The sequence below is a fragment of the Winogradskyella ouciana genome, from assembly GCF_965284585.1.
GTDB classification, from domain to species: Bacteria; Bacteroidota; Bacteroidia; order Flavobacteriales; family Flavobacteriaceae; genus Winogradskyella; species Winogradskyella ouciana.
On sequence record NZ_OZ260095.1, the window covers coordinates 2,252,609 to 2,264,440 of the forward strand.

General features: G+C 37.5%; 13 protein-coding genes. All 13 read right to left on the reverse strand.

Translation table 11 applies throughout. From position 1 onward, the window contains the following. Position 1: 1 nt before the first annotated feature. A complete protein-coding gene (locus ACQ65V_RS09940) occupies positions 2-613 on the reverse strand; it encodes a WbqC family protein (RefSeq protein WP_430467781.1) in 612 nt (203 codons plus the stop codon). Between the two features lie 18 nt (positions 614-631). Next, positions 632-2,248 (reverse strand): signal peptidase I, encoded by a 1,617-nt coding sequence (lepB, locus tag ACQ65V_RS09945; protein ID WP_430467782.1) that lies wholly within the window; start codon positions 2,246-2,248, stop codon positions 632-634. Between the two features lie 35 nt (positions 2,249-2,283). Beyond that, complete coding sequence (locus tag ACQ65V_RS09950; protein ID WP_412561280.1) at positions 2,284-2,640, reverse strand: four helix bundle protein; 357 nt, start codon at positions 2,638-2,640, stop codon at positions 2,284-2,286. Between the two features lie 13 nt (positions 2,641-2,653). Then, positions 2,654-3,358, reverse strand: a complete 705-nt coding sequence (dapB, locus tag ACQ65V_RS09955) for a 4-hydroxy-tetrahydrodipicolinate reductase (protein WP_430467783.1) — start codon at positions 3,356-3,358, stop codon at positions 2,654-2,656. Between the two features lie 4 nt (positions 3,359-3,362). Beyond that, entirely contained in the window at positions 3,363-3,971 is a 609-nt protein-coding gene (locus tag ACQ65V_RS09960) for a DUF5683 domain-containing protein (RefSeq protein ID WP_162306973.1), read from the reverse strand. Further along, complete coding sequence (locus tag ACQ65V_RS09965) at positions 3,961-4,863, reverse strand: ParB/RepB/Spo0J family partition protein (protein WP_273290785.1); 903 nt, start codon at positions 4,861-4,863, stop codon at positions 3,961-3,963. The genes ACQ65V_RS09960 and ACQ65V_RS09965 overlap by 11 nt, the downstream gene beginning before the upstream one ends. Then, positions 4,863-5,630 (reverse strand): ParA family protein, encoded by a 768-nt coding sequence (locus tag ACQ65V_RS09970; protein WP_155089718.1) that lies wholly within the window; start codon positions 5,628-5,630, stop codon positions 4,863-4,865. Before ACQ65V_RS09970 ends, ACQ65V_RS09965 begins: the two co-directional genes overlap by 1 nt. 96 nt (positions 5,631-5,726) lie before the next feature. Then, complete coding sequence (gene scpA / locus ACQ65V_RS09975; RefSeq protein WP_430467784.1) at positions 5,727-7,853, reverse strand: methylmalonyl-CoA mutase; 2,127 nt, start codon at positions 7,851-7,853, stop codon at positions 5,727-5,729. Between the two features lie 46 nt (positions 7,854-7,899). Then, a complete protein-coding gene (locus ACQ65V_RS09980) occupies positions 7,900-9,294 on the reverse strand; it encodes a methylmalonyl-CoA mutase subunit beta (RefSeq protein WP_430467785.1) in 1,395 nt (464 codons plus the stop codon). Continuing rightward, positions 9,287-9,613, reverse strand: a complete 327-nt coding sequence (locus tag ACQ65V_RS09985; protein ID WP_155089721.1) for an FtsB family cell division protein — start codon at positions 9,611-9,613, stop codon at positions 9,287-9,289. Before ACQ65V_RS09985 ends, ACQ65V_RS09980 begins: the two co-directional genes overlap by 8 nt. Then, a complete protein-coding gene (udk, locus tag ACQ65V_RS09990) occupies positions 9,613-10,218 on the reverse strand; it encodes a uridine kinase (protein WP_430467786.1) in 606 nt (201 codons plus the stop codon). Before udk ends, ACQ65V_RS09985 begins: the two co-directional genes overlap by 1 nt. A gap of 46 nt (positions 10,219-10,264) precedes the next feature. Then, positions 10,265-10,720, reverse strand: a complete 456-nt coding sequence (locus ACQ65V_RS09995) for a c-type cytochrome (protein ID WP_430467787.1) — start codon at positions 10,718-10,720, stop codon at positions 10,265-10,267. Further along, positions 10,717-11,826: a PQQ-dependent sugar dehydrogenase gene (locus tag ACQ65V_RS10000; protein ID WP_430467788.1), complete on the reverse strand. Its 1,110-nt coding sequence runs from the start codon at positions 11,824-11,826 to the stop codon at positions 10,717-10,719. Before ACQ65V_RS10000 ends, ACQ65V_RS09995 begins: the two co-directional genes overlap by 4 nt. Positions 11,827-11,832: the final 6 nt, after the last annotated feature.

Sequence of the window (11,832 nt, forward strand, 5' to 3'; positions counted from 1 at the left end):
CCTACAGTTTCTGTGGTTTTAAGTATAACTCTGTATTTGGCCCTTCGTTGAAAAGTAAATCCAAAATACTGAGATTTGGAATAAATCCATGTTTTTCAGTAAATACTTGTGTATAAGTTTCTAAGTTATCGACCTTATGATTTCGCATTACAAGTGGTCTAAAATCCATTTTGCCATCTGGCTCTTTTTCAAAAGACTTTGTCTTGGAAGTTACCAAATCCATTTGCAAACTCCGCAAAAGCACTTCAAAACAGTATAAATTTAGGTCTAAAATATAGTCGAATCGCTTTTCGAATAAAGGCATTAGATCGTCAATATAAAACTCAAAAAAAGGCGACATGCTATAAGCCGACTGTAAGGACTTTAAATGTAGTTGTTGCCAGTTGTCGTCGTTTGCAATTTTAACATCCTTATAAAGTTGTCTGTTCTTTTGTGTGTAACTAACAGGAACGGTTAAAGCCAGTTTTCCGTTTGCACCATAGATCTCAGTACGATTTCTAAAGGACTGCTTTTGGTAATTATCACAAACCTCAAAACATACTGAATTTGAGTTAACCATAGCAACAAAATGCGCTATGTTAGGAAAGTACGTTGGATGTATGAGACAATCCATAATTGCGTTAGAAAAACCTTAAGATTTAGCTTTTCTTTTCTTTCTCCATTTAGTAAAACCATAAATACCGAACATAACGACTAAAAATGGTATTAAGTAAGAGGTACGCTCACCACTACCACTAACAGTTGTGAAAATACGATCCCAACGGAACTTCCAATTTTTAAGACCATCGTTAATGCCGTCTATACTCATCCAAATAAATACAGGCTTACCAAAAATATGATTGTAGGGTACAAACCCCCAATATCTACTGTCTATAGAGTTATGACGGTTGTCTCCCATCATCCAATAATAATCTTGTTTAAACGTATACGACGTCGCTGGTTGGTCATTAATAAATATCTGATTGCCTCTGGTCACCACCTTATTGCCTTCATATTCGCCAATAGCGCGTTTGTAAAGCGTAATGTTTTCAGTATTTAATTGTATGGTGGCACCAGCCTTAGGAATCCATAGTGGACCAAAATGATCAATATTCCATTTGAAATTAGGATCTCTTGGGAAAATATCTTCTATAGCACCTTCATCTCTGGTAATGCGCTCTACACTGGCAACATTAGGTTGTACTCTGAGCTTGTTTACGGCTTCATCTGATACAGCAGCTAAATAAAACGTGCCATCATTTGGATTAAATCTAAAACCATCATCAATATCTGCTTTGTCTAGCATATTATAAAATAGCCGTTCCTCACCTTGTGTACTGATTGGTTTTTTTAAGGTGAGACGATAAGAAAACTGTAAATGTGAGCGTGGTGGCAGTTTATTTTGCTTTCCATTAATGTACACGTAACCATTCCTCAATTCCAAAGTGTCACCAGGCAGCCCAACACAGCGTTTTACTAAATTGGTTTTTTTGTCAATAGGCTTGTAGTAATTACGGTCTGGATTAAAATCGTTCATATTCAGCAATGTGTCTGCTGGTTGATTAAAGACGACAATATCATTGCGTTCTACATCTTCAAAACCTGGCAACCTAAAATAAGGTAGCTGTAGTTTGTTTTTCCAAGACGAATTACGCTTTTCAAAATTGTCATTGTATAGGTACGATTTTACACCTAGGACAGGAATAGTATCATGTACCATAGGAGCACCTACAGTGGTCATTGGTACTCTGGGTCCATAATGAATTTTACTTACTATTAAAAAATCACCTACTAATAAAGACTTTTCTAAGGACGACGACGGAATAACAAAAGGCTGAAAGAAATACGTGTGCACAATGGTCGCTGCAACAATGGCGAATAGGATAGAGGTAATCCACTCACCAGTTGTGGTCTTGGGTTTAAGCTCCCTATTTTCAATATAGGTAACATCTTCCATATAATTGAGGTAGTACAGATGGAACCCAAGTGTAACAATACAGATTAAAGCATCTAGTTTGGTGGTCTTTCCGAACGCTCTTGCGGTTTCTACCCAAGCAGCAGGAATCATTATAAGATTTACAATAGGTAAAAACATTAAAATCACCCACCACCAAGGGCGAGAAATAATTTTCATCAGCACAACTGCGTTGTAAACCGGTACGAAGGCTTCCCAAGCTTGTCGCCCAGCTTTAATATAGAGTTTCCATGTGCCTAAGCCATGTATAATTTGTAATATCAGTAAAAAGATAAACCACTGTGTCCAGCTCATAATTTTTTAAATGATAATTGTCTAATGACAATTGATTAATTTCTTAGGTTCAAATTTGCAGTTTTTCTTGATGATATAAAAATCCTTGTAAGTTCATCTGCTTCATTTAACAAAGATTTACAACTCTCTGAAGGTAAAAGATTTTCATCAATAATAAACTCTAACCAAAAATGACTTTCATCTATCTCTTCGATGACAATACTAATTTTGGAAATAAAACTTCGCTTCGATTGTGCAATGCATGTCGCTCTGTAATTAGCAGCTACTGATGTTGCACATCTGATTAATTGTTTTTTAATATGATTTGATAAATAATCGTTTGGTAATCGGGAAACCAGCTTTATAATTTGGTGCGCAAATGTCTTTGTGCGATCTTTTAGGTCATTCTTCATTACTCAATCTACATTAGACATTAATTTTCAACACATCTCGCATGGTATATACACCTTTTTTATCCTTAATCCATTCTGCCGCAACAACAGCTCCCAATGCAAAACCTTGTCTGCTGTGTGCTGTATGCTTAATGCTTATGGAATCGATTTCAGAATCATAAGTCACCTCATGTGTGCCAGGTACTTCAGGAATACGTTTGGCATCAATATGGATTTCATCAGAATTTGGCTGGTCTAATGTCCATTTTTTATAATCAGTATTCTCAATAATTTGCTCTGCTAACGTGATGGCCGTTCCGCTTGGTGCGTCCAATTTTTTGGTATGGTGAATTTCTTCCATGTTAACCGAATAACCATCTACCGTTGCCATGAGTTCGCTCAGCTTTTTATTGATTTCAAAAAAGATATTGACTCCCAAACTAAAGTTTGAGGCGTATAAAAATGTTCCGTTTTTAGCATTGCAATAATCTGTAACCTCATGGTACTGTTCCAACCATCCAGTAGTACCAGAAATTACTGGAACTCCAGCATCCAAAGCTTTCTTTATATTGGAAACTGCAGCAGTCGGAATACTAAAATCTATGGCAACATCGGTGTTGGTAAAATCAAACTCATCGTTAGCATCGGAAATTTTGAGTGTAATAGAATGATGGCGTTCTAAAGCTATCGCTTCTATACTTTTTCCCATTCTGCCATAACCGAGTAAAGCTATATTCATGCGCTTAGAATTTGAAATTGAGTGTCAGTCCTAAATCTGAAGAATTCTCCCATTGGTTGTATTGATAATGCGGACTTAAACTCAAATTTTCATCAACATTAAACTGTAGTAGATGCGCATCAACATTGGCATCAATAATATTTAAGGCGTATAGTCCTATGGTTACCAAAAGCGACACTTCTTTATTTCTTCTAAATTGTTGCTGAGCACGAATTAAACCGTCGTTAGAAATCAATGGATTACCATCGGCATCAGAAAACTCATCGTCCGTAAAGCCAGCCAATCGTCTTTTGTAGGCATCTCGGTAACGGTCAAACTGTTTGTCGTTTCTAATGTAGAAATAAACACCTGTACCAATCGCTCCCCAAACTATTGGGATTTTCCAATATTTTTTGTTGTAAAATTGACCAGCACCAGGTAATATGGCAGAGTAAAATGCTGCTTTAGATGGCCTTAAGGGATCAATCTCTGACTTTTCAAAAGATTGTTCTTCGATAACGACTAAATCCTTGTCCACCACAATGCTCGTGCTGTCCTTGTCTTTTTCCTGGGCAAAGGAAATCATTGCCGAAAACAAACAGAGAATCAGAAAATATGGTGACTTATTTATCACGCTTCACTAATTTTTGAATTCTGTTGAAATCTTCTTCAGAATGAAACGGAATCACAATCTTTCCACCACCATTTTTAGACACTTTCACATCGATTTTATGGCCAAAATATTCTGAAAAATCCTTAGCTCCTTTTTTGATGTACTTCGGAGTCTCGGTAGTTTCAACAGTTGATTTTTTATCGTCTTCAGAGTTTAGGTTTTTAACCAATTGTTCTGTAGCTCTAACGGAAAGTTTATTGGAAATGACCTTTTCGTATACCTCGAGTTGGTCTATTTGACTTTCAATATTTACCATGGCTCTACCGTGTCCCATGGAGATAAAACCATCTCGCATTCCGGTTTGTATGATTGGGTCTAGCTTAAGTAGTCGTAAATAATTTGCAATGGTAGAACGCTTTTTACCAACGCGCTCGCTCATTTGCTCTTGTGTAAGGTTAATTTCATCAATTAAACGTTGATACGACAACGCGATTTCTATTGGGTCTAAATCCTGACGTTGAATGTTCTCCACCAAAGCCATCTCCAAAGACTCTTGGTCATTGGCGATTCTTATGTATGCAGGTATGGTCTCGAGTCCAATTAATTTCGACGCTCTAAAACGACGCTCACCAGAAACCAACTGGTACTTGTTAAACGCTAGCTTTCTAACCGTTATAGGTTGAATAACACCAAGTTCTCTAATGGATGATGCCAATTCACGTAAAGACTCTTCATTAAAGTTGGTTCTTGGTTGAAACGGATTTACCTCAATACTTTCAATATCGAGCTCAACAATATTACCAACCACCTTGTCTGCATTTTTGTCTTCCGCAGATTTTATGTCATTTTCAGGATCTTTCAACAATGCTGAAAGACCTCTTCCCAATGCTTGTTTTTTCGTTGCCTTCGCCATTATAATTCATTTTTCTTTATAAGCTCTTTGGCTAAGCTTAAATAATTTGCCGCTCCTTTACTGCTTACGTCATAATTGATAATGCTTTCGCCATAGCTTGGAGCTTCACCTAAACGTACGTTACGCTGAATAATGGTATCAAATACCATATCGCTAAAGTGTTTTTGCACTTCTTCAACCACTTGGTTAGATAAGCGTAAACGCGAATCGAACATCGTAAGCAAAAGACCTTCTATGTCTAACGCTTCATTATGTATTTTCTGTACACTTTTAATAGTATTTAACAGTTTGCCTAAACCTTCGAGCGCAAAATACTCGCACTGAATAGGAATAATCACCGCATCTGAAGCCGTTAAGGCATTCAAGGTTAACAATCCTAATGAAGGAGCACAGTCAATTAATATATAATCGTATTCAGATTTTAATTCTGAAATGGCTTTCTTCAGCATGTATTCACGGTCGTCCTTATCAACGAGTTCAATCTCAATCGCGACAAGGTCTATATGTGCCGGAATCACATCCACATTTGGTGCATTAGAAGCCACAATGGCTTCCTTTGCTGATTTGGTATGCTCTAATACTTGATAGGAGCCAATTTCTACAGCATCAACGTCAATACCTAAGCCAGAACTGGCATTGGCTTGAGGATCTGCATCTATAAGTAGGACTTTCTTCTCTAGTGCGCCCAGAGAAGCCGCTAAATTTACAGAGGTTGTTGTTTTACCAACACCGCCTTTTTGATTAGCAATTGCAATGATTTTACCCATTAAATGATTTGGTTTATTAAGGGTTTAAAAATACGATTATTTACGAGTTTAGGAAATTGAAGTTGTTAACAGTTTGTTACCGCTCATTTAGGGTTACTAGTCAATCAAAATCTCTAAAATCTGAATCGCTGCATCACTGATTTTAGTGCCAGGTCCAAAAACGGCTACTGCACCAGCATCAAACAAATATTGGTAATCTTGTTTTGGAATCACACCACCAACAATCACCATAATATCGTCTCTTCCGTAAGCTTTTAGTTCTTCTATAACCTGAGGTACTAAAGTTTTATGTCCAGCGGCTAAAGAGGATACACCCAAAATATGTACGTCATTTTCAACGGCTTGTTTGGCCGCTTCCTTTGGTGTTTGAAATAAAGGTCCAATGTCAACATCAAAACCAACATCCGCATAGCCTGTAGCGACGACTTTTGCACCTCTATCATGCCCATCTTGCCCCATTTTGGCAATCATAATACGAGGTCTGCGACCATCTTGTTCTGCGAACTGATCGGCTAACTCCCTTGCACGTTTAAAACTGCTGTCGTCTTTTATTTCTTTGCTGTACACTCCGCTAAATGATTTTATTTGTGCCTTGTAACGTCCAAATTCGGCTTCCAAAGCATCACTGATTTCACCTAAAGTTGCTCTTTTTCTGGCCGCATCTACTGCTAAAGCTAGTAAATTATCTTGACCTGTCTTAGCGGCTTCGGTCAATTTTGCCAAAGCTTTCTGGACATCTTCGTTATTTCGAGTGGATTTGATACGATTTAAGCGTTCTATTTGTTGGTTGCGAACGGTTTGGTTGTCCACTTCTAAAGTTTGTATTGGATCTTCTTGGTCTAAACGATATTTGTTCACTCCAACTATAATATCTTGACCAGAATCGATACGTGCTTGTTTACGTGCTGCAGCTTCTTCAATTCTTAATTTCGGAATGCCAGCTTCAATGGCTTTGGTCATACCACCTAATTCCTCAACTTCCTGAATTAAATCCCAGGCTTTGTGTGCAATATCATGGGTTAATTTTTCGACATAATAACTGCCAGCCCAAGGGTCAACCGTTTTTGTGATATGGGTTTCTTGTTGTAAGTAGATTTGCGTATTCCTTGCTATACGAGCTGAAAAGTCTGTTGGTAAGGCAATCGCTTCATCCAAGGCGTTGGTGTGCAAACTCTGTGTTCCACCGAAAGCCGCAGCAGCAGCTTCAATACAGGTTCTGGCCACGTTATTAAAAGGATCTTGCTCCGTTAAACTCCAGCCAGAGGTTTGGCAATGGGTTCTTAATGCTAAAGATTTTGGATTTTTAGGGTTGAACTGTTTCACCAATTTTGCCCAAAGCATACGAGCTGCACGCATTTTGGCGATTTCCATAAAGTGATTCATCCCAATGGCCCAGAAGAAAGATAGGCGAGGAGCGAAGGTGTCAATATCCATTCCGGCTTCCAGTCCTTTTCTAATGTATTCCAAGCCATCGGCCAAAGTGTATGCCAATTCTATATCGCAAGTGGCACCAGCTTCTTGCATGTGATAGCCTGAAATACTGATGCTATTGAATTTTGGCATATTCTGACTCGTGTATTCAAAGATGTCAGAAATGATTTTCATGGATGGGGTAGGTGGGTAAATGTATGTGTTACGCACCATAAACTCTTTTAAAATATCATTCTGAATGGTGCCTGCCAATTGCTCAGGTTTTACACCTTGTTCTTCTGCAGCCACGATATAAAACGCCATAATGGGTAGAACCGCTCCGTTCATGGTCATAGAAACCGACATTTTATCCAGTGGAATCTGGTCGAAAAGAATTTTCATATCCTCAACCGAATCAATGGCAACACCAGCTTTACCAACATCACCAACAACGCGTTCGTGGTCTGAGTCGTAACCTCTGTGCGTTGCAAGATCAAAGGCTACGGAAAGTCCTTTTTGTCCAGCAGCTAAATTACGTCTGTAAAAGGCATTGCTTTCCTCTGCTGTTGAAAAACCAGCATATTGCCTAATTGTCCATGGTCTGCGTACGTACATTGTCGAGTAAGGACCTCGAAGATTAGGTGCAATACCTGCTACAAAATCCAAATGTTCTAAGTCTTCAATATCAACTTTTGAATAGGTCGATTTTAAATTAATATCTTCAGCTGTGAGATATTCTTTTTTATCATCGTGTGGCTCATAACCCGAAGGTTTTGAATTAAGTTTTATATGTTGAAGATTTTTTCTTGACATTTTGTACGTTTTTGAATGTAAAACAAACTATAGATTTTGTCTATACTTAGTTTTGTTCTTCTTTTAATCTTTTGGTTTCCAATTTTTCAGATAATCTTTTCTCAATTATTGGTTCAATCAATGTTTTGCGCTTTTCAATATTCAAAAAAGGATTGATTTCTAGCTCATTTTTCATTTTATCAGCAGGATTTGGGTGTTTATTCGTGCCTAAAAGCACTAATTTTTCTGCATCAAAATCTGCTTGTTCTTTAGCTGCACTTTCTTTAATTTTTCGTTGAATTGTCCCTTCTTTTAATTGACTTAAAAAGCCTCCGTTAGATTCAATATCCTTAAAAACATCTAAGGCTTTTTCTGCTAGTTGTTCGGTTAAACTTTCAATATAATATGCTCCGTCTGCCGGATTATTTACCTTATCAAAATAGCTTTCGTTTTTTAAAACCAAGAGTTGATTTCGAGATATGCGCTCACCAAATTCGTTGGGTTTATGGTACAAGGCATCGTAAGGTAAGTTGCATATAGTATTTGCTCCTCCCAAAACGGCACTCATGCATTCGGTTGTGGTGCGAAGCATATTCACGTTGTAATCGTAAATGGTTTTGTTGCGTTTGCTTGGTGTTGCTATGATTTTGCAATCGGTATTCAGATCATATTCTGAAGCTAGAGTTGCCCATAATTGTCGTAAGGCTCTGAGTTTAGCGATTTCGAAGAAATAATTTGAGCCGACTGAGACGTTGAACGTTACTTTGAGAGATTGCTTCGCTTCGCTCGCAATGACGTTATCTAAATGGTTAAGATACTCGTTGGCATGTGCCAAACCATAAGCTAATTGCTGTATAATTGTTGCGCCTGCGTTTTGGTAAAGGCTTAAGTCAATGCTGAGTTCATTGGTTTGCTTTACTATGCATTCAAATTTTGAATGGTCCTCCTTGAGGTTGCTGTACCAATTACCTGTTTTAGCTAGGTTACCAATGATGTCTGTGTGTATTGTTGTTATATTGTTTGGCGCTTCAGCTTCGCTCAGTGTGGCTTTATTGATTTTACTAGTAAACTCTTCTGATAGGAAATTACATTTCAGATGAACATCAATAGTTATTAAATCGATGTTTGAAAGTAAATCGGTAACTGAAATGTTTTCAGAATGCACAATAAACAAGATGCTTTCTGCACCACATTCTATAGCGTCTCTTGCAGCGATATTGGCATCGTTTTCATTTTGTACCTCAATGGCTTGACAAATTTTCCAAGCTGTGGCTTTACTGGCTGATATTTCTGGCCAGGTTTCAAATTCATCGGAATGGTAAAACGGTTTTACATCAATACCTTCACTGGTGTTCCAAATCAGGGTATCGTTATAATCCGCACCTTTCAAATCGAACTGAATTTTTTGTTTCCAAGCTTTTGAAGATACTCCTTCAAACTCATCAAATAAAGGTTTACTCATCTTGTTTTTCTTTGGCTATACTATCTTCGTATTCAATAATGAAAATATCCTCATTGGGTTTCTTCATATAATAATTCTCACGTGCAGCACGTTCTATGCCTTCTTCAGTACTAAGCTCTTTAATGGCTTTGTTGTCTTTCTTCATTTCATTTTTATAATGCTCTTTTTGATATTCCAATTCTTTCATATCTGAGTTGAGCTCGTAATGAAATAATAAGGAATGTGCATCAAAAAATAACATCCAGATAGCAAATACTATAAAAACTAGTAGGTAAATGTTTTTAAAAGGTTTTAAATATTTGTTATCAAAGATTCCCATTATAAACGCTCGTTAATTATGGTTCTAACGATATCTACGGCTACTGTGTTGTATTTGTTGTTAGGAATAATAATATCGGCATACTCCTTCATAGGTTCAATAAACTGCTGGTGCATAGGTTTTAGAGTGTTTTGATACCTTGTAAGAACCTCGTCTATATCACGTCCACGTTCCGTAATATCTCTCTTTAATCTTCGGATTAAGCGCTCGTCTGAATCTGCGTGGACAAATATTTTTATATCGAACAATTCTCTGATTTCTGGATTGGTAAGAATTAAAATTCCTTCAACGATCATTACCTTTCTAGGCTTTGTAGAAATAGTATCTCCTGTACGATTATGCTTGACAAAAGAATATACAGGTTGGTCTATGGATTTCCCTTCCTTTAACTCTTTTAGGTGCTTCGCCAACAGATCGAAATCGATAGAACGTGGATGGTCAAAATTGATCTTTACACGTTCCTCATAACTGAGGTGAGAAGTGTCTTTATAGTAAGAATCTTGTGAAATAACACCTACCTGACCTTCAGGGAGTTCGTTAAGAAGTGTGTTAACAACGGTAGTTTTGCCACATCCTGTTCCTCCTGCAATTCCGATTATAAGCATTGTGATTTGTAGATTATATTAGTTGTGCAAATTTAACCAAATAGTGTTATTTATTGATGGTTTTTGCAACATCTTCGGCAGTAATAAATTCGCCATAATCATTTCCCCAACTATTGTTAATATAATTCATAACATCTGCCACTTCCTCGTTGGAAAGTCCTAAAGGCGCCATGGCACTGTTATAGGTAACGCCATTAACAACCATTTCCCCAGACATGCCATTTTTAATACCTCTTATGCTTTCCTCTTGGTTGTCCTTTAAAAAATCGGCATTGGCCAATGGCGGAAATGCTTTAGGTACTCCTTTACCATTTGCCATATGGCAAGTGATGCACATATCGTTATAAACTGATTTTCCGCGTTCCATACTGGATGTTAATTTTGTATCTTTTTGAGCCAAGGATGTCTTTTCCGGATAGTCTACTTTGGTTGTTTTCTTCTTTTCTGAATTACATGAAGTTACCAGTAATACAAGAATTAAGAGTTTAAATATTTTTATCATTTTCTAATCAGTTTTACAATTCCTAAATTTTCTACTCCAACGTAGATATAACCATCTGGTCCTTGTTCAACAGAACGAACCCTTCCGATATCATTGAGCAAACGTTCTTCCTTTACAACCTTGCCATTTTTTATGGTACACATATCCAAATAATTAAATTTTAACGAGCCTACCAATAGATTGCCTTCCCAATCTCCGTATTTGTCACTATCTATAAATGCCATACCACTCGGTGCTATTGAAGGCACCCAATAGTGAAGCGGTTGTTCCATGCCTTCTTTTTCTGTAAGGTCAGTGAATTTTGTTCCGCTGTAATTAACACCGTAGCTAATAACTGGCCATCCGTAGTTTTTGCCAGGTTCTACAATATTTATTTCATCACCACCTCTTGGACCATGTTCGTGTGTCCAAATTTCTTTTGTATCAGGATGAAGCGTCATGCCTTGCTGGTTTCTATGACCGTAAGAATAAATGGCTTTTTTGGCATCAGCATCGTTTACAAAAGGGTTGTCTTCTGGGATGCTTCCATCGTCGTTAATACGATATGTTTTGCCACCATCGCGCGTAATGTCCTGAGGGTTGGTGTCTCTATCTCCACGCTCTCCGATGGTGAAAAATAAATAACCGTCTTTATCGAATACCAATCGAGAGCCAAAGTGTTGACCTCTTCTTGTATTTGGAGTCGCTTTGTATAACACTTCTAGATCCGTAAGCGTATTACCGTTTAGTTTCGCTCTGGCTATTGCTGTATTGCCGCCATCTCCTTCGCCTTCAGACGACGCATAGGAAATGTAAATGTATTTATTGTTCTCAAAATCTGGATGAAGAATAACATCCATAAGTCCACCTTGTCCACGAACATATATTTCTGGTAAGCCAGAAATAGTCGTCTTTTCACCATCATTAAAGTGAATGAGTTCACCACTTTTTTCGGTGATTAACATAGCCCCATCTGGTAAAAAAGTGAATCCCCAAGGAATATTTAATTCTGGGACTACGACTTCATGGGTATTTTGATTATTGACAGGATTTTTGTCTTGTGCACATGCCGTAAAGCTTAATGTCATTAGTAAGATTACTGCAAATTTTGAATAAAGGAATTTCATGGTTTT

Excerpts from the sequence above, each read along its gene's own strand:
- ACQ65V_RS09940 (WP_430467781.1), bottom strand. The coding sequence starts at position 613 with ATGGATTGTCTCATACATCCAACGTACTTTCCTAACATAGCGCATTTT.
- lepB (WP_430467782.1), bottom strand. The coding sequence starts at position 2,248 with ATGAGCTGGACACAGTGGTTTATCTTTTTACTGATATTACAAATTATA.
- ACQ65V_RS09950 (WP_412561280.1), bottom strand. The coding sequence starts at position 2,640 with ATGAAGAATGACCTAAAAGATCGCACAAAGACATTTGCGCACCAAATT.
- dapB (WP_430467783.1), bottom strand. The coding sequence starts at position 3,358 with ATGAATATAGCTTTACTCGGTTATGGCAGAATGGGAAAAAGTATAGAA.
- ACQ65V_RS09965 (WP_273290785.1), bottom strand. The coding sequence starts at position 4,863 with ATGGCGAAGGCAACGAAAAAACAAGCATTGGGAAGAGGTCTTTCAGCA.
- ACQ65V_RS09970 (WP_155089718.1), bottom strand. The coding sequence starts at position 5,630 with ATGGGTAAAATCATTGCAATTGCTAATCAAAAAGGCGGTGTTGGTAAA.
- scpA (WP_430467784.1), bottom strand. The coding sequence starts at position 7,853 with ATGTCAAGAAAAAATCTTCAACATATAAAACTTAATTCAAAACCTTCG.
- ACQ65V_RS09980 (WP_430467785.1), bottom strand. The coding sequence starts at position 9,294 with ATGAGTAAACCTTTATTTGATGAGTTTGAAGGAGTATCTTCAAAAGCT.
- ACQ65V_RS09985 (WP_155089721.1), bottom strand. The coding sequence starts at position 9,613 with ATGGGAATCTTTGATAACAAATATTTAAAACCTTTTAAAAACATTTAC.
- udk (WP_430467786.1), bottom strand. The coding sequence starts at position 10,218 with ATGCTTATAATCGGAATTGCAGGAGGAACAGGATGTGGCAAAACTACC.
- ACQ65V_RS09995 (WP_430467787.1), bottom strand. The coding sequence starts at position 10,720 with ATGATAAAAATATTTAAACTCTTAATTCTTGTATTACTGGTAACTTCA.
- ACQ65V_RS10000 (WP_430467788.1), bottom strand. The coding sequence starts at position 11,826 with ATGAAATTCCTTTATTCAAAATTTGCAGTAATCTTACTAATGACATTA.